The sequence below is a fragment of the Nocardioides alcanivorans genome, from assembly GCF_021555175.1.
GTDB lineage: Bacteria > Actinomycetota > Actinomycetes > Propionibacteriales > Nocardioidaceae > Nocardioides > Nocardioides alcanivorans.
In genome coordinates this window covers 89,546-109,109 of record NZ_JAKGRW010000004.1, presented here as the reverse complement: position 1 = coordinate 109,109, position 19,564 = coordinate 89,546, and the positions used below count along the sequence as shown (strand labels likewise).

20 protein-coding genes and 2 pseudogenes are annotated in these 19,564 nt (G+C 68.2%); 6 read left to right on the top strand and 16 right to left on the bottom strand.

Annotated elements, in window-relative coordinates:
• Nucleotides 1-2 precede the first annotated feature (2 nt).
• The 4 genes from pyrE to L1066_RS02255 all read right to left on the bottom strand — a co-directional run bounded on the left by pyrE (nucleotide 3) and on the right by L1066_RS02255 (nucleotide 3,520).
• Nucleotides 3-551, bottom strand: coding sequence for an orotate phosphoribosyltransferase (gene pyrE / locus L1066_RS02270; RefSeq protein ID WP_235734772.1), 549 nt, complete (start codon nucleotides 549-551; stop codon nucleotides 3-5).
• A gap of 43 nt (nucleotides 552-594) precedes the next feature.
• Nucleotides 595-1,677, bottom strand: coding sequence for a trans-sulfuration enzyme family protein (locus L1066_RS02265; RefSeq protein WP_235734771.1), 1,083 nt, complete (start codon nucleotides 1,675-1,677; stop codon nucleotides 595-597).
• Nucleotides 1,678-1,742: 65 nt separating this feature from the next.
• Nucleotides 1,743-2,744: an NAD(P)H-dependent glycerol-3-phosphate dehydrogenase gene (locus L1066_RS02260; RefSeq protein WP_235734770.1), complete on the bottom strand. Its 1,002-nt coding sequence runs from the start codon at nucleotides 2,742-2,744 to the stop codon at nucleotides 1,743-1,745.
• On the bottom strand, nucleotides 2,741-3,520 hold the full coding sequence (locus L1066_RS02255; protein WP_235734769.1) for a lysophospholipid acyltransferase family protein: 780 nt from the start codon (nucleotides 3,518-3,520) through the stop codon (nucleotides 2,741-2,743). Before L1066_RS02255 ends, L1066_RS02260 begins: the two co-directional genes overlap by 4 nt.
• A 140-nt stretch (nucleotides 3,521-3,660) precedes the next feature.
• On the opposite strand from L1066_RS02255, the gene cofC reads away from it, so the two are divergent.
• Entirely contained in the window at nucleotides 3,661-4,311 is a 651-nt protein-coding gene (cofC, locus tag L1066_RS02250; RefSeq protein ID WP_235734768.1) for a 2-phospho-L-lactate guanylyltransferase, read from the top strand.
• Between the two features lie 37 nt (nucleotides 4,312-4,348).
• Here the strand turns inward: cofC and L1066_RS02245 are convergent, their stop codons facing one another.
• From L1066_RS02245 to leuC, 3 genes are all read right to left on the bottom strand, one after another.
• A complete protein-coding gene (locus tag L1066_RS02245) occupies nucleotides 4,349-5,038 on the bottom strand; it encodes an HU family DNA-binding protein (protein ID WP_235734767.1) in 690 nt (229 codons plus the stop codon).
• Between the two features lie 225 nt (nucleotides 5,039-5,263).
• A complete protein-coding gene (gene leuD, locus L1066_RS02240) occupies nucleotides 5,264-5,851 on the bottom strand; it encodes a 3-isopropylmalate dehydratase small subunit (RefSeq protein ID WP_235734766.1) in 588 nt (195 codons plus the stop codon).
• Between the two features lie 14 nt (nucleotides 5,852-5,865).
• Entirely contained in the window at nucleotides 5,866-7,278 is a 1,413-nt protein-coding gene (gene leuC / locus L1066_RS02235) for a 3-isopropylmalate dehydratase large subunit (RefSeq protein ID WP_235734764.1), read from the bottom strand.
• A gap of 87 nt (nucleotides 7,279-7,365) precedes the next feature.
• Between leuC and L1066_RS02230 the strand changes: the two are divergent.
• A pseudogene (locus L1066_RS02230) lies at nucleotides 7,366-8,087 on the top strand (IclR family transcriptional regulator).
• Here the strand turns inward: L1066_RS02230 and L1066_RS02225 are convergent.
• From L1066_RS02225 to L1066_RS02195, 8 genes and pseudogenes are all read right to left on the bottom strand, one after another.
• Nucleotides 8,061-10,487, bottom strand: a complete 2,427-nt coding sequence (locus L1066_RS02225; protein WP_235734763.1) for an HNH endonuclease signature motif containing protein — start codon at nucleotides 10,485-10,487, stop codon at nucleotides 8,061-8,063. The pseudogene L1066_RS02230 and the gene L1066_RS02225 overlap by 27 nt on opposite strands.
• Nucleotides 10,488-10,753: 266 nt before the next feature.
• Nucleotides 10,754-11,236, bottom strand: a complete 483-nt coding sequence (locus L1066_RS02220) for a methylated-DNA--[protein]-cysteine S-methyltransferase (RefSeq protein WP_235734762.1) — start codon at nucleotides 11,234-11,236, stop codon at nucleotides 10,754-10,756.
• Nucleotides 11,224-12,444: a DNA-3-methyladenine glycosylase 2 gene (locus L1066_RS02215; RefSeq protein WP_235734760.1), complete on the bottom strand. Its 1,221-nt coding sequence runs from the start codon at nucleotides 12,442-12,444 to the stop codon at nucleotides 11,224-11,226. Before L1066_RS02215 ends, L1066_RS02220 begins: the two co-directional genes overlap by 13 nt.
• Nucleotides 12,435-12,710: an Ada metal-binding domain-containing protein gene (locus L1066_RS02210; RefSeq protein ID WP_235734758.1), complete on the bottom strand. Its 276-nt coding sequence runs from the start codon at nucleotides 12,708-12,710 to the stop codon at nucleotides 12,435-12,437. The genes L1066_RS02215 and L1066_RS02210 overlap by 10 nt, the downstream gene beginning before the upstream one ends.
• A 62-nt stretch (nucleotides 12,711-12,772) precedes the next feature.
• Entirely contained in the window at nucleotides 12,773-12,889 is a 117-nt protein-coding gene (locus tag L1066_RS28320; protein ID WP_376707632.1) for a hypothetical protein, read from the bottom strand.
• Nucleotides 12,890-13,161: 272 nt separating this feature from the next.
• Nucleotides 13,162-13,374 (bottom strand): annotated as a pseudogene (locus tag L1066_RS28315) (response regulator); the annotation flags it as partial.
• A 74-nt stretch (nucleotides 13,375-13,448) separates the two neighbouring features.
• A complete protein-coding gene (locus tag L1066_RS02200; protein ID WP_235734756.1) occupies nucleotides 13,449-14,177 on the bottom strand; it encodes a sensor histidine kinase in 729 nt (242 codons plus the stop codon).
• A complete protein-coding gene (locus L1066_RS02195; protein ID WP_235734754.1) occupies nucleotides 14,126-15,091 on the bottom strand; it encodes a hypothetical protein in 966 nt (321 codons plus the stop codon). The genes L1066_RS02200 and L1066_RS02195 overlap by 52 nt, the downstream gene beginning before the upstream one ends.
• 92 nt (nucleotides 15,092-15,183) lie before the next feature.
• Between L1066_RS02195 and L1066_RS02190 the strand changes: the two genes are divergently transcribed.
• The 4 genes from L1066_RS02190 to L1066_RS02175 are packed head-to-tail and all read left to right on the top strand — an operon-like array spanning nucleotide 15,184 to nucleotide 18,603.
• Nucleotides 15,184-16,182: a Bug family tripartite tricarboxylate transporter substrate binding protein gene (locus tag L1066_RS02190; protein WP_235734753.1), complete on the top strand. Its 999-nt coding sequence runs from the start codon at nucleotides 15,184-15,186 to the stop codon at nucleotides 16,180-16,182.
• Nucleotides 16,179-16,706 carry a tripartite tricarboxylate transporter TctB family protein gene (locus tag L1066_RS02185; RefSeq protein WP_235734751.1) on the top strand — a complete coding sequence of 176 codons (528 nt, stop codon included), beginning with the start codon at nucleotides 16,179-16,181 and terminating at the stop codon, nucleotides 16,704-16,706. The genes L1066_RS02190 and L1066_RS02185 overlap by 4 nt, the downstream gene beginning before the upstream one ends.
• Nucleotides 16,706-18,211, top strand: a complete 1,506-nt coding sequence (locus L1066_RS02180; protein WP_235734750.1) for a tripartite tricarboxylate transporter permease — start codon at nucleotides 16,706-16,708, stop codon at nucleotides 18,209-18,211. Before L1066_RS02185 ends, L1066_RS02180 begins: the two co-directional genes overlap by 1 nt.
• Nucleotides 18,208-18,603, top strand: coding sequence for a universal stress protein (locus L1066_RS02175; protein WP_235734748.1), 396 nt, complete (start codon nucleotides 18,208-18,210; stop codon nucleotides 18,601-18,603). The genes L1066_RS02180 and L1066_RS02175 overlap by 4 nt, the downstream gene beginning before the upstream one ends.
• Nucleotides 18,604-18,617: 14 nt before the next feature.
• Here L1066_RS02175 and L1066_RS02170 read toward each other — a convergent pair whose 3' ends face one another.
• Nucleotides 18,618-19,529, bottom strand: coding sequence for a hypothetical protein (locus tag L1066_RS02170; RefSeq protein ID WP_235734746.1), 912 nt, complete (start codon nucleotides 19,527-19,529; stop codon nucleotides 18,618-18,620).
• Nucleotides 19,530-19,564: the final 35 nt, after the last annotated feature.

Here is a 19,564-nt window from a genome sequence, read left to right as displayed (position 1 = left end):
GGTCAGCCGCGCGCAGCGTCGAGGTCGGCCTTCGTCAGCACGGGGCGCACCTCGAGGTCGACGTCGGACAAGGGGTTGGTGCCCTCGGGGCTCCGGTCGATGGCGCACACGACCGTCTCGACGATCGCACCGGCTGCCCGCAATTCACGCGTGGCGTCACGGACGGCGCCACCCGTGGTGATGACGTCCTCGATCAACGTGATGCGGCGCCCGGCCACGTCCGGCCCTTCGGCAAGCTTGCAGGTGCCGTACTCCTTGGCCTTCTTGCGCACGAAGAGTGCGGGCAGTCCGGTCTTGGCGCTGACCATCGTGGCAATCGGCACCCCGCCGAGCTCCAGCCCACCGAGGAGCTCCGTGCCCTCAGGCAGCAGCCCCACCATCTGGGCCGCAACGCGCTCCAGCAGGTCGGGACGGGACTCGAAGAGGTACTTGTCGAAGTACTCGTTCGAGACCTGGCCGGACCTCAGCGTGAAGGTGCCGGAGAGTCGGCAGCAGGCGTCGATGTCGACGGCGAGGGAGGTGTCGGGCTCAGGGGTGGTCTGTGCATTCACGACGCCCATCATTCCGCACCCGACATCCGTGCCTTCGGGCACCTCAGGTCAAGGTGCCGAGCGCGCGCTCGAGGTCCTCCCAGAGGTCTTCCACGTCTTCGATGCCCACCGACATGCGCACGAGGGCGTCAGGGATCGTCGCAGGTTCGGTCTTCCAACGACGACGCCGCTCGAAGGTCGACTCCACTCCGCCGAGGCTCGTCGCATGGACCCACAGCTTCGTCTTGTGAGTGAGCAGATCTGCCGCCAGCGCACCCTGGGCGAGCACGATCGAGATGATCCCACCGAAACCCGGGTAGCGGACCTCTCCGACCGCCGGGTGCTCCCGAAGGCGTGCCACGAGCTCTTGGGCGTTCTCCTGGGCCCTCTCCACCCGGAGGTGGAGGGTGCGAAGGCCGCGCAGCGCCAGGTAGGCCTCGAACGGTCCCGGGATCGCCCCGATGAGGTCACGGCGGCCCTTCAGGACGCCGTACAACTCCTCGTCGTTGGTGAGCACCGCACCCATGAGTACGTCGCTGTGCCCGGCGATGTACTTCGTGGCGGAGTGCACGACGATGTCGACGTCCATCTCGAGCGGGCGCTGGAGCACCGGCGTGGCAAACGTGTTGTCGACGACGAGGTAGGCACCGGCGGCGTGGGCGGCATCGCGAATCGCCGGGATGTCAGCGACCTCGAGGGCCGGGTTGGTCGGGCTCTCCAGCCAGACCAACGCCGCACCGTCGCAGGCCTCGACGACAGCCTGGGTGTCGTTGAGGTCGACCAGACGAGCGTGGATGCGGCCACGCGACTCGAGGTCGGCCAACTGCATGATGGTGCCGTTGTAGGAATGGCGCGCCGCGACGACGGTCTGCCCTTGACCGACGAGGTCGAGCACGGTGGAGACCGCGGCGAGGCCGCTGGCGAAGCTGAGGCACCGGCCGCCCTCCAGCTGGCCGAGCGCGTCCTCGAATGCGGTCCAGGTGGGATTGCCGAACCGGCCGTACTCGGTCGCCCCACCGGCGACGTAGGTCGACGTGAGGGTGACCGGCACGTTCATCGGTGCGTCCGGCTCGACCGGCGGACGGCCGGCGCTGACCGCCACGGTGGCGGGACGGTAGGTGGGCTCCGGGGACTGCGCGTCGCTCATGGTCATCAGGCTATGCCCGCGCTGACAGGGGTCGTCCTGCGGTCCGGGCATCCGGCCGGTGGGCCTCAGTCGAGCTCGGCCTTGGTCTCGCGCATGACGAATGTGTCCATGAGCTCCGGTGCCGTCATCCGGCCGTCGACCACGGCGTCGACGGCCTCCGCGATCGGGGCGTCGATGCCGTGTTGGCGTGCCAGCGCCAACAGGGACTTGCAGGACTTGGCTCCCTCAGCGACCTGGTTGGTGGAGGCGAGGATGTCGGCGACCGTCATGCCGTTGCCGAGCCTCTCGCCGAAGGTGCGGTTGCGCGAGAGCGGTGAGGAGCAGGTGGCCACCAGGTCGCCCAGGCCGGCCAGGCCCATGAGGGTGATCGGATTGGCGCCGAGTGCGACCGCGAGCCGGGCGGTCTCGGCAAGACCACGCGTGATCAGCGATGCCGTGGTGTTGTCGCCGAACCCCAGTCCCACCGCCATGCCGACGCCGAGTGCGACGACGTTCTTGTAGGCGCCGCCGAGCTCACACCCGACGACGTCGTCAGAGGTGTAGGGGCGGAAGGCCTTGCTGTGCACGAGACCCTGCAGCTGCTTGGCGACGTCGTGATCAGCGCACGCAACCACGGAGGCAGCAGGCTCGCGACGGGCGATCTCACGCGCCAGGTTGGGGCCGCTGACGACGGCGATGCGCTCCGGCGACATGTCGCCCACCTCGGAGATCACCTCACTCATGCGCTTGAGGGTGCCGAGTTCGACGCCCTTCATCAGCGAGACCACCGTCGCATTGCGGGGCACCAGAGCAGCCCAGTCGGCGAGATTGGCACGCAGCGTCTGCGACGGCACGGTGAGCACCACGACCTCGGCGCCGGCCATCGCCTCCTCCGGGTCGACGGTCGCCCGGATGGTGGGCGGCAACTCGATCCCGGAGAGGTAGTCGGAGTTCTGGTGCCTCTCGTTGATGTCGGCGCACACCTCGGGGCGACGTGCCCACATGTGCACGTCGCAGCCGGCGTCGGCCATCACCATGGAGAACGCCGTGCCCCAGGAGCCGCCTCCCAGCACCGCCACGTTGGTCATTGCGCACTCCTGCCGTCGCCTGGTCGTTTCTTCTTGCGGGGGTTGCCGATCTGGCTGACTCCCTGGGTGCGGGGGTCGAACCTCACAGCCGGCGCCACCTCGTCACGCAGGTCGGCCAACTGTTCGGTGATCGCCTGCATGATGCGCTCCGTGGCGACCTTGATGTCTGCCGCGGACGGAGGGGAGCTGACGAGATCGGAGAGGTCGACGGGCTCCCCGGCCTTGTAGCGGATCGCCTTGCGGGGAAACAGGTGCGGGCGGGTGCTGTAGGGCTCCAGCATCTTCTGCACGCCCCAGTGGGCCACCGGGATCACCGGACACCCCGTCTCCAGGGCGATCCTCGCCGCGCCGGTCTTGCCCGTCATCGGCCACAGGCCGGGGTCACGGGTGAGGGTTCCCTCGGGATAGACGACGATGCACTCGCCTGCCAGCACGGCAGCGACGGCCGCGTCGTAGGCGCCCAGGGCCTCAGACGTCTGGCGCTGGACCGGGATCTGGCCCGCCGCGCGCAGGAAGAACCCCAGCCCCCTGTTCCGGAACAGCCCCGCCTTGGCCAGGTAGCGCGGGAGCCGACCGTGGTCATAGACGAAGTGGGCGGTGGTGAGCGGGTCGAGGTGTGACATGTGATTGACAGCCACGATGCAGCCACCGGTCGCGGGGATCCTGGTGCCGTCGATCCAGGTGGGCTTGGTGGTGGCGAAGAGGACCGGCTTGAGGATGCTGGCAGCGAAGACGAAGCTCCAGCCTCGGGGACGGTCGAGCTTGCGAACCCTCACCGAGCCTCCTCCTCTTCGTCTCGCGGCGCCCCGGTGCGCGGGGCACCGAGCGGCAACCGGCGCCAATGCAGGCTACTCGCTCTCCGTCCGGACCGCCCTCGGGCACGCGGATCACTCCGCGGGATGCCACAATCTCGGTCGTGAGCACGTCCCCGGTCGTCGTCATCATCCCCGTGAAGCCCCCGTCCGTGGGCAAGTCGCGACTGGGCATGAGCAACACCCGCCGAACGGCGCTTGCCACCGGCTTCGCGCTCGACACCATCGCCGCCGTGCTGGCCACGCCCGCGGTTGCCCATGCGCTGGTGGTCACCGACGACTTCCGCTTCGCTTCCACCGCACGCGACCTCGGCTCCGCCGTGATTCCGGACGGAGTCGCCGGCGACCTCAACGCCAGCCTCGTCCAGGCTGCGTTGGAAGCCGCCCGCCGCTGGCCGGCACACCGGGTCGCGGCGCTGTGTGCCGACGTACCCGCCCTGACGCCGGACGACCTGGACGCCGCGCTCGCCGCGGCCGAGGGATCCGCCACGGCCTTCGTGCGCGACACGGCGGGCACCGGCACGAGCCTCTATGTCGCGACCCGGGTCGACGACTTCGAGCCGCAGTTCGGCAACCAGTCGGCCGAGCTCCACCTGCGCGGTGGTGCACACGAGCTCATGGGCGGACTCCCACCCTGCGCCAGGACGTCGACGACGCCGGTGACCTCGGCAAGGCGCTGGCGCTGGGCGTCGGCAGCCACACCGCGCAGGCGCTGCTCTCGAACTGAACACACGACGAACGGCGCCCACCCCTGAGGGCGGACGCCGTTGCGGAGCGTAGGGCCGGAGCTGCCTACTTTGTCGCCTTCTTGGCCGTCGTCTTCTTGGCAGGTGCCTTCTTGGCAGCAGCCTTGGTTGCCGGGGCCTTCTTGGCGGGTGCCTTCTTTGCGGTCGTCTTCTTGGCAGCAGCCTTCGTCGCGGGTGCCTTCTTGGCAGCAGCCTTCGTCGCGGGTGCCTTCTTGGCCGTCGTCTTCTTGGCAGGTGCCTTCTTGGCAGGTGCCTTCTTGGCAGCAGCCTTCGTGGCGGGTGCCTTCTTGGCGGTGGTGGCCGCAGCGGTCTTCTTCGCTGGTGCCTTCTTGGCGGTCGTCTTCTTGGCAGCAGCCTTGGCCGGGGTGGCCTTCTTGGCCGCAGCCTTGGCGGGTGCGGCCTTGGCCGGGGCAGCCTTCTTGGCCGTCGCCTTGGGGACGACGAGCTTCGGCAGCTTCTTCGCACCCGAGACGATGTTCTTGAGGTCGGCCCCCGGGGTGAACTTCGGGACCGCCTTCTTCTTCGCCTTCATCCGCTCGCCGGTGCGCGGATTGCGCACCCACCGGGCGTCACGCACACGCTTCTCGAAGGAGCCGAAACCGGTGATCGCCACCTTCTCGCCCCGCGCAACCTCACGCGTGATGGTGTCGAGGACTTTGTCGAGCGCATCTGCGGCTGCCTTGCGGTTCCCCTCGAATCGCGCTGCAAGCGCGTCGATGAGTTCAGTCTTGTTCACTGTCTTCCCTTCCAATGAACTGGCGGAGTCGGGCTCGTGCCCGGCTTCTTGCCAATGCACGCTAGGTTCTGGTGAGTCACATCACAATGACCACGCCGGGAAGTTGTCCGGAAATTTCTTGGGCCCAGAACGACGAAGAGCGGCGCCCTCCCCTCGGGAGGACGCCGCCCAAACGTCTCTGCTTGCTCAATCTCCAACCAGGGTTGGAGATTCTCTCTGTTCAGCTCAGAGGGTTGCGGCCTTCCACGACGGACGATGCGCTTCGTAGGCAGCGATGTCGTCATCGTGCGACAAAGTGATGCCGATGTCGTCGAGGCCCTCCATCAGCCGCCATCGCACGTATTCGTCGGTCTCGAAGGGCGCCGAGAGATCGCCCGCGGTGACGACGCGGTTCTCCAGGTCGACGGTGATGCTCGCACCCGGATCGGCCTCGAGGTACTCCCAGATCTGCACCACGACCGACTCGTCGAGCTGCACGGTGAGCAGACCCGCCTTGCCCGAGTTGCCACGGAAGATGTCACCGAAGCGCGGCGAGATCACTGCCTTGAAACCATAGTTCTGCAGCGCCCACACAGCATGCTCGCGTGAAGACCCGGTGCCGAAGTTGGGGCCCGCGACGAGCACGGTCCCCGCGGCGTACGGCGCCTGGTTGAGCACGAAGTCCGGGTCGTTGCGCCAGGCCGAGAAGAGGCCGTCCTCGAACCCCGAACGCGTGACCCGCTTGAGGTACTCGGCGGGGATGATCTGATCGGTGTCGACGTCACTGCGGCGCAGCGGGACACCGACACCGGCGTGGGTGATGAACTTCTCCATGATCAAGTCTCCGTTCAGACCGTGGCCGGCACGAGGTCGGCAGGGGACGACAGCGTGCCGCGGACAGCGGTGGCGGCGGCCACGGGGACCGACACCAGGTGGGTGCGACCGCCCTTGCCCTGGCGACCCTCGAAGTTGCGGTTGGAGGTCGACGCACTGCGCTCGCCGGGCGCAAGCTGATCGGGATTCATGCCCAGGCACATGGAGCAGCCCGCGCCACGCCATTCAGCACCTGCGGCGATGAAGATCTCGTCCAGCCCCTCTGCCTCGGCCTCGAGGCGCACCCGCGCCGAGCCGGGGACGACCAGCATGCGAGTGCCGTCGGCCACCTTGTGGCCCTTGATGACCTCCGCTGCGGCACGCAGGTCCTCGAGGCGGCCGTTGGTGCAGGAGCCGACGAAGACCGTGTCGATCGCGACCTCGCGCAACGGGGTCCCGGCCTCCAAGGCCATGTACTTCAACGCGTTCTCGGCCGCGACCCGCTCGATGTTGTCGTCGAAGTCGCTCGGCGCCGGGACGGTGCCACCCAGCGGAGCGCCCTGTCCGGGGTTGGTGCCCCAGGTGACCCAGGGAGTGACGTCAGCAGCATCGATGACGACCTCCTTGTCGAACACGGCGTCGTCGTCGGTGACGTAGGTCTTCCAGTGCTCGAGCGCAGCGTCCCATTCAGCGCCCTTGGGCGACTCGGGCTTGTCCTTGAGATAGGCGAAAGTGGTCTCGTCGGGCGCGATCATGCCGGCCTTGGCGCCCCACTCGATGCTCATGTTGCAGACCGTCATGCGAGCTTCCATGGAGAGCTCACGGATCGCCTGACCGCGGTACTCCACGATGTAGCCCATGCCGGCGCCGGTGCCGACCTTGGTGATGATGTGGAGGATCAGATCCTTGGAGGTGACTCCGGCGGGAAGCGATCCGTTGACCGTCACTGCGAAGGTCTTCGGCTTGTCCTGCGGCAACGTCTGGGTGGCGAGCACGTGCTCGACCTCCGAGGTGCCGATCCCGTGCGCGATCGCACCGAAGGCACCGTGGGTGGCGGTGTGGGAGTCACCACACACGATGGTCATGCCGGGCTGGGTCAGACCCAGCTGCGGTCCGACGACGTGCACGATGCCCTGCTCGATGTCGCCGAGCGGGTGCAACCGGACGCCGAACTCTTCGCAGTTCTTGCGCAGTGTCTCGATCTGGGTGCGCGAGATGGGGTCGACGATCGGCTTGTCCCAGTCGAGTGTCGGGACGTTGTGGTCCTCGGTCGCGAGGGTCAGGTCAGGGCGACGTACCGGGCGGCCGGCCAGGCGCAGGCCGTCGAAGGCTTGGGGTGAAGTGACCTCGTGGACCAAGTGGAGGTCGATGTAGAGGAGGTCCGGCTCTCCCTCAGCGCTACGGACGACATGCTCGTCCCACACTTTCTCGGCCAGGGTCTTGCCCATGTCCTACCTCCCACGCAACACGTTCGATTCGACTGAGATCCCAGACTACCTCTTGCATCCCATGATCTGAGATGAGAGTATCGCCATATGGACAACTCTAGTGGAGTCGGAGTTCTCGACAAAGCCGCTCTGGTGCTTGCCGCACTCGAGGCCGGCCCTGCCACCCTCGCTGGCCTGGTGGCCGGCACCGGGCTGGCCCGACCGACCGCGCACCGCCTTGCGGTAGCCCTCGAACACCACCGCCTCGTGGCCCGCGACATGCAGGGCCGCTTCGTGCTCGGTCCGCGTCTCTCCGAGCTCTCTGCCGCAGCAGGCGAGGACCGCCTGCTCGCTGCGGCAGGGCCCGTCCTGGCACGTCTGCGAGACATCACCGGCGAGTCCGCCCAGTTGTGGCGTCGTCAGGGCGAGCACCGTGTGTGTGTCGCCGCTGCGGAACGTCCCAGCGGCCTGCGCGACACGATCCCGGTCGGCTCGCAGTTGACCATGCGTGCCGGGTCCGCCGCCCAGGTCCTCCTCGCTTGGGAGGACCCGGAGCGCATGCACCGCGGCCTCCAGAACGCAGCCTTCTCCGCCACCGCGCTGTCCGGCATCCGCCGTCGCGGCTGGGCACAGTCGATCGGCGAACGTGAGCAGGGCGTTGCCTCGGTCTCCGCCCCGGTCCGCTCCCCAGCGGAAAGATCATCGCTGCCGTCTCGGTCTCAGGCCCCTTGGAGCGTCTGTCTCGTCAGCCCGGCCGGATGCACGCCCCCGCTGTCATGGCTGCGGCCGAGCGGCTCTCGGAGTCACTGCGGCGCGCAGCCGCTGAGTAGCGCCGCCGCCCCTGGCCCCTGATCGACCCGTGCCCGTCGGTCGAACTTGTACCCGCCGTTCGAGCCCGTACGTCGTTGGTCGAGCCTGTATCTCGTTGGTCGAGCTTGTCGAGACCCTCGCCGCAGCCCCGCTAGTCGAACCTGTACCTCGTTGGTCGAGCCTGTACCTCGTTGGTCGAGCCTGTCGAGACCCTCGCCACAGCCCCGCTCGTCGAACCTGTACCTCGTTGGTCGAGCCTGTCGAGACCTTGCACGTGGGTGTCGAGACCCCGCCCCGGGCCGTGCCGTCCGGGGCAACCTCCTCGCTGGGGCGGCGCGTCGTGCGCACGGCTCCTCGTGTGGGTTGCGTCGGGTGGGCGCCCGCCGCGGCCAAGCCCCTTGACGCTCCGTCGGCAACCCCGGACGTCCCACCCCGCCCCTGTGCACCGTTGGCCGAACCTGTACCCCGTTGGTCGGTCTGTACGTCGTCGGTCGAGCTTGTCGAGACTTTTCCCCGCGGGGCAGAGCTGGTCTCGACAGGCTCGACCATCGGGATCCTGTTCTCGAACCCATGGCATCCCCGCCGGTCGAGCTTGTCGAGACCATTGCCGCACCCCGTTGCTCGAGCCCGTACGCCGTTGCCCGAGTCCCTACGTCGGTGGTCGAGTCTGTACGTCGTTGGTCGAGCTTGTCGAGACCCTGGTCAGTGTGGGCGTGCCTGTGCCCCGGGGAGAGCGTGGTTCTCCCCGGGGTGGGCGGGTGGTGCGTGTTCGGCAGGCGCTGTTTGTGACCGGTGCTGTTGTCCCGTGGCCGGTGGCCGGTGGCCGGTGATGCTCGGCTGGACTCAGCGGGTGTCGGTGGTGTCGTGGGTGCCTTGGGGGTGACCAGCCAGGTCCTGCCGTGCTGGCTGGTCCAGATATACGTCCCGTCCCTGGTTCGTCGGTATCGCCAGTGGCCGTGGGTTTTCATCAGGTGATGACGTCGACACAACGGAGCCAGATTCTCCGGGCGAGTTTGTCCGGGCGGACCACCCTCACCAAGTGGAAGGTAGGGGTCGATGTGGTCCAGGTCGGCGTCCCAGCTGGAGCGTTCACAGTTGGGATACACACAATGCGGGTCACGCAACCGGACCAGCGTGTCCATCCACTCAGGTGGATCATGACGATCCACCGCATCGGTCCTGTTCAAATCCACCACCGGGGTCACCGACGCAAGCGAACCGTGACGGGTGATCCAGTCTCGTAGCTGGGTGGTGAGGACCTGCCCCAACCGGTCGGTGGAGGCGATCCCGTCGCCGTCCAACCCCAACTCGTGGGGGTCGAGGCCCAACGCCAACAGGTCCGCAAGGTTCACATGGGCCATCACCCGCAACCCACGCCGACGCCCGAACGGCCCCGGGGCCGTCACCAACCGACCCGGCTTCACCCCGATCCCCGGCTCACCACCCGCTGCCGCAACGGCGGACGGGGTGCCGGCGCTGTTGGTCGGAGCGGGAGCGTCGACCAAGCCTGCGGCCGCGCCGTCCGTACTGCCACTGCTCGCGTCGGTGCCGTCGGTGCTGCTGCCGGTGCCGTTCTCGCTGTCGCCGACGATGGTGGCGTTGGTGTAGTCGAGGGTGGGTTGGTCGGTGTCGTCGGTGAGCCGCCCGATCGCCTTCGCACGCCGCTGGTTCACGTCGTCGGTGTCACCCAGACGCCGCATCGTCTCGGCTTCGTGGTTGAGGAGATCCATGAACCGGGTCAGGTCCAACGAGTCACCGACAGCTTGGAGTTCGGAGGTGCCGGCAACACCGCCGGCTCCTTCTTCGTGTCCGGCGTGGGGGTGGTGCAGCCACACTCCCCAATCAGCCTTGCCCTTCGCCGCGGTGGGGTCTTTGACCAGGTCGGGGTGGAATTTGGCGATCGCCATCGCCAACCACTTCTCAATCGTCGGCCAACCCGACAGACCAGTGGCCGCGAGGTGCTCGTCGAACCACCGTGCCGCCTCATAGGACAGTTTCCTCGTGAGGAGTGCGACACGGCGGGCGTTCCACCCCGGCACCTCCAGGGCCTCGACCTTCGCCCACAACAGCGGGAGCCGGTGCACCAGATCCAGAGCGTCCGCGATCAACGCGAAACCGGCACCCCGCGAGATCCCGGCCGAGGCGGCGAGCTCCTCCACCGCAAACAACGCGACATCAGGAGTGCCGTCACCCGAGATCCTGTCTTCACAGTCGGTGGGAAACAGGGTCTCGTCACCCACCACAGCTTTCGGCTTGTCCGGGGACGGTGGGTGCATGATCGCCCACTGGTAAGCCAACCGGAGCTTCTTGCGGGTCATCTTCAACTCGACGACGCGGTCTTCGGCGAGGAAGCCGAGCAGGGTCCCGCCATCGAGGTCAGAGACCTCGTACGGCTGGTGGCGGGCGTCGATTTCGATCATGGAACCAGTCCAACATTTCGCTCCGACACAACACGACGATCACGAACCCAACCTGTGGACAACCACCACCGCGCGCCGTCAGGACGAGGTCTCGACAGGCTCGACCGACGAAACGGTCTCAACGGGCTCGACCAACGAGGTGGGCGGCGTGGGTCTCGACGGGCTCGACCAACGAAACGGTCTCGACAGGCTCGACCTCCGGGTGGGGCTGCGGGTGGTCTCGACAAGCTCGACCAACGGGGGCGGGCTCGGTCACCGGGGTGGGTTCAGAAGAGGGAGTCGCTTTCGAGGTCGAGCAGCACCTGCTTGCGACCCATGCCACCTGCGTAGCCGGTCAACGTGCCATCGGCGCCGATGACCCGGTGGCAGGGCACGACGATGGGGATGGGGTTGCGTCCGTTGGCCAGACCCACGGCGCGCGACGCCATGTTGGTACGTCCGAGGCGGTGGGCGACCTGGCCATAGGTGGCTGTCTCACCCCACGCGATCCTGCGCAACTCTGCCCACACCTGGTGCTGGAAGTCGGTGCCGACCGGGGCGAGCGGAAGGTCGAAGTCCTTGAGCTCACGAGCGAAGTACGCCGCCAGCTGCGTCCGCGCCTCGACCAGCAAGGGCGCATCGTCTTGACGTTCGCCCACCGGTCGCTTCCCGTCCCACGCATCATGGGGGTGGAAGTCGATCTGGGTGATCGCGCCGTCGTGCGCCACGATGCGCAGGTCGTCGATGGGTGTCTCGATCACGGTCCACATGAGGTGTCCCCTTCGTTGAGTGACTGCCACAGGTGCAGCTGGGCATAGGAGCGCCACGGGCGCCAGTCCTGACCCACCACGGCAGCATCGGCTCCCGAGTCGATCAGGGCGAGTGCGTGTCGGGTGCCGACATCGGTGGGCAGGAGCACGTCGGGATGGGCCAGCGCCCGCATCAGGATGTAGTCGGCCGTCCACGGGCCGATGCCCCTCAGCTCCAGCAACCTGGCACGCACCTCGTCGCGGTCGAGGGCATGGTCGAGCCGGACGCGACCGGCGGCGAGTGCCGCCGCGAGCCCCACCAGTGCCGCGGCCCGGCTGCGGGGCATCGCGAGGTGGTCCGGATCGGATGCGGCAAGCACCTCCGAGTTCGGGAAGAGATGGGTGAGGCCGTCCTGCGTGGGCTCCGTCAGCGGTTGCCCCCAGGCAGACACGAGGCGACCAGCCAGCGTGCGTGCGGCGGCCACCGTCACCTGTTGGCCGAGCACGGCCCGCACCGCAACCTCCGTCCCGGAGACATGGCCTGGGACGCGTAGTCCGGGACGCCGGCGTACCAAGGGAGCGAGTCTCGGGTCAGCTCCCAGCTCATCGTCGACGGCGACCGGATCGCAATCGGCGTCGAGAAGGCGTCGGACCCGTTCGACCGCGGCACTGAGATCACGCAGGTCGGTGAACCCGAACCGCGCCTCGACCTGCGCCACGCTGCCCGCCTCAAGGTGGTCGACGAGTTCGAGGCGCACCGTGCCCGGCCCGTGCGGGAGGTCAAGGGTGCGGGCATACCAACCGGGCCCGGTAGCCTCCACCCCCGGGACCGCACGGGCGGCAAGGAAATCGAGCAGCGCCCGGCCTGCGAAAGGGGTGCGCACAGCCAGCCGGTGGTGCACCTCGAGCATGCCACTCGACGACGTTGACGCCTGGGCGCGCCCACGGCGCAACTGGCTCGGTGCCGTCGCATAGACCTCCGCGAACGTCTCGTTGAACTGGCGGACGCTGGAGAAGCCAGCGGCGAAGGCGATGTCGGCCAGCCCGAGATCGGTGGTCTCCACCAGGACGCGCGCCGTCTGGGCACGTCGGGCCCTGGCCAGGGCCAACGGCCCGGCCCCGAACTGGCTGGTGAGAACACGGCCGAGGTGGCGCGGCGTGTAGCCGAGCCGCTGCGCGAGACCCGGCACGCCTTCCCTGTCCACGGTGCCGTCGGCGATCAAACGCATCGCCCGCCCTGCGACATCGGCAGCGAGATCCCACTCCGGATCACCGGGGTGGCATCGGGAAGGCACCGCTTGCACGCTCGGAATCCGGCTGCCTGCGCCGCAGCTGCGGTCGGCAGGAAGCTCACGTTGGCGAGTGCCGGCGTACGGGCCGGGCAGGAAGGGCGGCAGTAGATCCCCGTCGTGTGCACTGCGGTGATGAAGCGGCCGTCGAACCTGCGGTCCCGACTCTTCACGGCCCGGTAGCAGGCCTCCCGATCTGTGTGCATGACTCCATGGTGCCGCATCACCGAGCGAAGCACTCGCGGAAATCGGACACGGCCGTCCGAGGTCAGACCGGGTGGTAGCGCCGCTCGGGCCTTCCTGCGCCGCCGTACTTCAGTCGCACCTCCGCAGCGTCGGCCTCGACGCAGTACTCGAGGTAGCGGCGCGCGGAGACCCGGGAGATGCCGACCTGCTCCGCACATTCGGCAGCCGAGACGTCCGCCCCTCCGGCAGCGTGCCGAGCACCTCCCGAACGGCTGCCAAGGTGGGTTCGCTCAGGCCCTTGGGCAACGCTGGTCTGCTCCCCCGCCGCCCCGCTGAGAAGACCGCGTCGATCGCGCCTTGCCCGGTCTCCGCCTGCGCCAGCGCACGCATCTGCTCCGCGAAGGCCTCCATGCGCACCCGGAGATCCTCGAACGCGAACGGCTTCACCAGGTAGTGGCTCGCCCCTGCCGCAGCTGCCGCACGAACCGTTTCCGCCTCGCGTGCCGCGGTCACCATCAACACTCCGACGTCGTTGCCGGCGCCCCGCAACCGGCGCAGCACCTCGATGCCCGTGAGATCAGGAAGATGTACGTCGAGCAGCACCAGATCGGGCCGCAGCCGGTCGATCTCGGTGAGGGCGGTCGCGCCCGTCGCCGCCTGTCCCACCACCTCGAAACCCTCCATCCGCTCCACGAACCTGGTGTGGATCGAGGCCACCATGAAGTCGTCGTCGACGACGAGCACCCGCACCGGGTCGGTCATGCGCCAGCACTCCTCGGGGTCATCGGCAGCACGGCAGTGAAGACCGCGCCCTGCTGATTGTGCACCGAGACATGGCCCCCGCGCCGCGCACACACGACCTGGACCAGCGCTAGGCCCACACCTCGTCCACTGGCATCGCTGGGCTTGCTGCTCCAGCCCTTGCGGAAGATCTCGGCCACCGAGTCGTCCGGAACACCCGGGCCCGTGTCGAAGACCTGCACCGCGACGGCTTCCTCCTCCTGCGCAAGCCGTACGTCGATCCGGTCGCCACCGGCCGCAACCGTCGCGTCGACGGCGTTGTCGACGAGATTGCCGAGCACGGTGCCGACGTCGGCGGAGAGGTCGGGATCGAGCCTGGGCAGGCCGGTGTCACCGGAGAGGGCAATGTCGATGCCGCGTTCGGCCGCCAAGCTGACCTTCGCCACCAGGAGTGCCGCGACCGCCGGGTCGTGGACCTTGGCCACCACCGCGTCACTGATCTCCGCCCGACGACGGGCGAGGGTGCCGATCAACGCGGACGCCTCGTCATACTCCTCCAGTTGCAGGAGCCCGGAGATCATGTGGAGCTGGTTGTTGAACTCGTGGGTCTGCGCACGCAGGGTCTCGGTGATGCTCTCGCGTGCGGTGAGCTCGCTCTGCATCGCCAGCAGCTCGGTGCGGTCGCGCAGGGTGGTCACCGCCCCGACGTCGCGGCCACCCTCGCGGACCTCGTTGCGGTTCGCCACGAGCACCCGCTCCCCGACGACAAGCACCCGGTCGTGCTGCTCCCCTCCCCGGTGAGCAGGTCGAGCACCTCGTCCCCGACGGGAAGATCCTGCACCCGGCTACCTTCGCTCCCCATGTCCGGAGCGAGATCCAGCAGGTCCCGGGCGCTGTCGTTGATCATCGTGACCACGCCGTCGGCACCGACGGCGACAACACCTTCACGCACCGACCGCAACAGTGCCTCTCGATGGTCTGCGAGAGCGGCGATCTCCACCGGCTCCAGTCCCCGGGTCCGTCGCTTGATCAGGCGTGACAACAGCCAGGCGCCGGCGAGCCCGAGCGCCAGGCCGAGTCCGAGGAATCGCAACATGTCGGGCAGCACTTCGCCGGCCCGGTCGGTGACCGACGGATAGTCGTCGGTGACCGCCACGATGCCCACCATCGCCGGTGCCCGCGGTCCGCCCGGCTGCCCGGCCGGGATCCCCTGGTCGAAGACGGGCACGTGTGCGGCGAGCGCCCTGCTGCCGTCGTCATGGACGTCGCCGGTCCAGGTGCTCGCGCCACGCACCTCGCTCTCGGAGAGGTCGAGCCGGTGGCCCACCTCGTGAGCGTCGGTGCTGACGAGCACCACGCCCTCTGGGTCGGCAAGATGTATCTCCGAGGCACCGCTGCGCCCGCGGAACTGCTCGGCGTACGACGTGAGGGAGGCCAGCACGGGCCGGTTGCTGATCTCGGCACGGACCACGTCGAGGTTGGCGAGGTCCTGCGCCGTCACACGCAAGGGGATCGCGCGCTGCGCCCGGAAGTCGGCCTCGCTCTGGCGCACGGACGCGATGCTCGCCACCGCCAGTGCCACCAGCAACACCGTCAGTTGGAGCAGCAGGAACTGCCCCGCCATCGTGATGCGCGGGGTCCCGGCCGGCCGTGACCACAAGTTCCACAACCTCCATTGGTTTCCGAATCGTGACGCCAACCACATCATCGCCGCAGGATCACCACATCCGCACTCCGACCCGAGGAGGAACCATGACCGACCCCGGTCGCAGCCGGCGCCGGCTCATCGCCGTGGCGCTCGGCATCACCCTGGCGATCTTCAGCACCGCCGGCTGCGGGGTGACCCGCGGTGACCCGTCGAAGGACATGGTCATGCTCATTCCGAACAGCGCTGGGGGCGGCTACGACCAGACCGGTCGCGCCGCAGTCGCAGTCCTGGAGTCAGCAGACATCACCGGCGGCACGTTCGAGGTCACCAACATCATGGGAGCCGGTGGCTCCGTCGCCCTGACCCGGTTGATGAACGCCGAGGGAGACAACAACGTCATGATGACGGTCGGTCTCGGCATCGTCGGCTCGTCCTACTCCTTCGGGCTCGATCACCGGCTCAAGGACGCCACTCCCCTGGCCCAACTGATCGAGGACCAGGAGGGCGTGTTGGTCCCCGCCGACTCGCCCTACAAGACCATCGACGACTTCATCGCGGACTGGAAGAAGCGGCCGGGCAAGATCGCCGTGGGCGGCGGCTCGTCGGCAGGCGGCCCCGACCACCTCTTCCCGATGCAGTTGGCCAGCACGGTGGGGATCGACCCCCGCGACGTGCGCTACGTGCCCTATGACGGCGGCGGCCCCCTCACGAGCGCCCTGCTCGGCCACAAGATCGCCGTCGGCTTCAGCGGGCTGGGCGAGTTCGAGGGCCAGATCACCGCCGGCGAGCTCCGGGTCCTCGCCGTCTCCGGGGAGGAGCGCCTGGACGGTTTCGCCGAAGGGTTCCCCACCCTGACCGAATCGGGCATCGACCTGGTGTTCACCAACTGGCGTGGGGTGTTGGCTCCGCCCGGGATCTCTGCGGAACGGCGCGAGGAGCTCATTGCCTTCCTTGAGGAGATGCACCGGAGCCCTGAGTGGAAGCAGGCGCTCAAGGACAACAAGTGGACGGACGAGTTCAAGACCGGCGACGACTTCACTGCCTTCCTCGAGGAACAGGACGAACGCGTCGCCGAAACCCTCGAGGAGTTGGGACTGCTATGAGTGAGATCTCGGAGGTCGGCGTGGCCGAACTCGGCCCGCAGGAGAGGACCAGCGACCGGGCACAGTACGGCTTGGCGGCACTGCTGGCCGCCGTCGGCGGCTACACCATCTATGACGCAACCGGCCTGACCGTCGGCTTCGGCGACCCGGTCGGCCCGAAGGCCTTCCCCTACCTCATCGGCAGCGTGATGCTGCTGCTCGCCGTACTCCTCGCGGTCGCCACCGCACGCGGCGACCGGGGCACGGCGGAGGCAGGTGAGGACGTGGACCTCTCCCAGGGCGCCGACTGGATCACCGTCCTCAAGCTGGTCGGAGTCCTGGTCTTCACGATCGCCACCATCGACTGGCTCGGCTGGGCCATCACCGGTGCGATCCTCTTCGCCGGCAGTGCCTGGTCACTTGGCAGCCGCACCGTCATCCGCGACCTCATCATCGGCGGGGTGCTGTCGGTCGGCAGCTGGTATGCCTTCTACTCCGGGTTGGGCATCGCGCTGTCTCCCGGCATCCTGGACGGGATTCTCTGATGGACAGCCTCGACCTCCTGCTCGGCGGCCTGGGCGCCGCGCTGACTCCCGAGAACCTGCTCTATGCCGCCATCGGTGTCATCCTCGGCACATTCGTCGGGGTGCTGCCCGGCATCGGCCCGGCCATGGCCGTCGCCCTGCTGCTGCCTGTCACCTTCGGGCTCGGCGCCACGCAGTCCTTCATCATGTTCGCTGGCATCTACTACGGCGGCATGTACGGCGGTTCGACGACCTCGATCCTGCTCAACACGCCAGGTGAGTCCTCGTCGGTGATGACCGCGATCGAGGGCAACAAGATGGCGAAGAAGGGCCGAGCCGCGCAGGCCCTGGCTACCGCGGCGATCGGCTCGTTCATCGCGGGCACGATCGGCACGCTGCTGGTCGCCTTCTTCGCACCTGCTCTGGCCGACATCGGCGTGGAGATCGGGGCACCGTCCTACTTCGCCATCGTCGTGCTGGCGATGGTGCTGGTGACCAGCGTGCTCGGAGACTCCAAGCTGCGCGGCTTCATCTCGCTCTTCCTCGGCCTGACCATCGGCCTGGTCGGCCTGGACCTCAACACCGGTCAGGCACGACTGAGCTTCGACCAACCGCTCCTCGCGGACCGGCTCGACATCGTCGTCGTCGCCGTCGGCATCTTCGCCCTCGGCGAGGCGCTGTGGGTCGCCGCGCACCTGCGCCGCAAGCCGCTCGCCGTGATCCCGGTGGGACAACCGTGGATGGGCAAGGACGACTGGCGACGCAGCTGGAAACCATGGCTCCGTGGCACCGCACTCGGTTTCCCCTTCGGCGCCGTCCCCGCAGGAGGCGCGGAGACGCCGACCTTCCTCTCCTACGTGCTCGAGCGCAAGCTGGCCAAGGGCAAGGAATTCGGCGAGGGTGCGATCGAGGGTGTGGCCGGCCCCGAGGCCGCCAACAACGCATCTGCTGCCGGCACCTTCGTGCCGCTGCTCGCCATGGGCATCCCGGTGACGGCGACCTCCGCGGTGATGCTGGCCGCCTTCACCAGCTACGGCATCCAGCCGGGCCCCCAGCTCATGAGCACCGAGTCCGACCTGGTCTGGACGTTGCTGGCGAGCCTACTCATCGGCAACGCCCTGCTGCTCGTGCTCAACCTGCCGCTGGCACCGTTGTGGGCCAAGTTGTTGATGATCCCCCGGCCGCAGCTCTACGCAGGCATCCTCTTCTTCGCCTCCCTCGGTGCCTACGCCGCCAACCTCCAGTCGTTCGACGTGTTCTTGTTGTTGGTCTTCGGCCTGCTCGGCCTGGTGATGCGGCGTTTCGGCCTGCCGGTGCTGCCGCTGATCCTCGGCGTGATCCTCGGACCACTGGGCGAGACCCGCTTCAGGGAGGCGCTCACGATCTCGGGAGGCGAGGTCTCCGGCCTGTTCAACGAGGTCCTGGCCGTCGTGCTCTATGCGATCGCCGTCCTGGCCATCGTGGCACCCTTCATCATCGGCGCCGTCCGGCGCCGCAACCCGACCAAGCAGGAGGTGTCCCCATGAGCGGCACGATCGTCGTGGCCTACAGCCCAGACGCGTTCGGCGAAGCAGCCCTCACCACCGGCATTGACGAAGCCCGGCTCCGTGGCGGGGACCTACTGGTCGTCAACGGCACCCGCGGGGACGCCCTCGTCGACGAAGGTTTCGCCACCCGCGACCAGGTGGAGGCCTTGGACCGCCGGCTCGCGGAGACCGGCGTCGCCCACGAGGTACGCCAGACGCTGGGCGCGGACGTCGGCGACCTGGTGGTCGAGGCAGCACGAGAGCGTCAGGCGTCGCTGGTGGTGGTCGGCGTACGCCGACGCAGCCCGGTCGGGAAGCTGCTCATGGGCAGCGTCGCGCAACGGGTCCTGCTCACTGCCGACTGTCCGGTTCTCGCCGTCAAGCCCGACTGAGGCACGCCGCCGGGTCAGCGCTGGCGCGGCAGGAGCGCGCCTGCTCCGCTGCTGCGACCGGGGCCGTCCAGGAACGGCGCCACCGCGTCGGTGAGAGCGGCGAGACGTTGCCAGAGCCTGGGTACGGCGAGCGGCCATGATCCGTGGCGCAACACGAACAGCTCGTTGCCGACGATCTGGATCTTGGTGAGGCGGCCGAGCTTCATCGAGCGCTCGACGACTCCGCTGGCCAGCAAGCGCTGCAACAACGGATGGTCGGGCTTGGCCGACCACAGGTGGAGCCCGTCACCGAGTTCGATCGGGGTCACATAGCGCAATCCTCTCACTGGAGACCGCTGGTCACGCGAGACGAATGTCCTCGGATAGGACTCACGCAGCCGGAAGATCACATAGGCACCGTCGAAGCCGTCGGTGTCCGGGTTGTCGGGCCACTCCTCCTCGTAGTTGGCGACCACGAAGCCCTGCGGCCCCGGTGCCTCGAACCGGTCCAGGTGTCGACGCTCAGGCGCTGAACCGAAGATGTAGGCGACCGGCTTGGTCACCGTCGGCGCCGGGTCGTACCTCAAGGAGTTGGCGCGAGCGAACTCCGTGAGCCGGTAGCGCTGGCGGGTGCGTGGTCCCCAGAACTCCTGACGGGGCAGGTGGATCGCCACCGTGTGGAAGAGCATCCCGCAGACAACCCATCCCAGCGACACCAGCACGGTGGTCTGCGTCGCCCCCTGCGTGGTCATCAAGGCCACAGGGACGATGACGATGACCGCCATCGACAGCATAGTGGCGATGGCCCACCCGAACCGGCGCCACCATCGCGGCCTGGCGAGATCCTCCCCGTGACGTCCTGCGATCGCCTCCGCGCGGAACTCGTGCCACCGGACTCCGCGGGCAGGCCCCGTCAGCGGCGTGACGTCGAACCGGGGCCGGCCCATCAACTGCTCCTCGACGGATGGTGAAGGTCACCGCA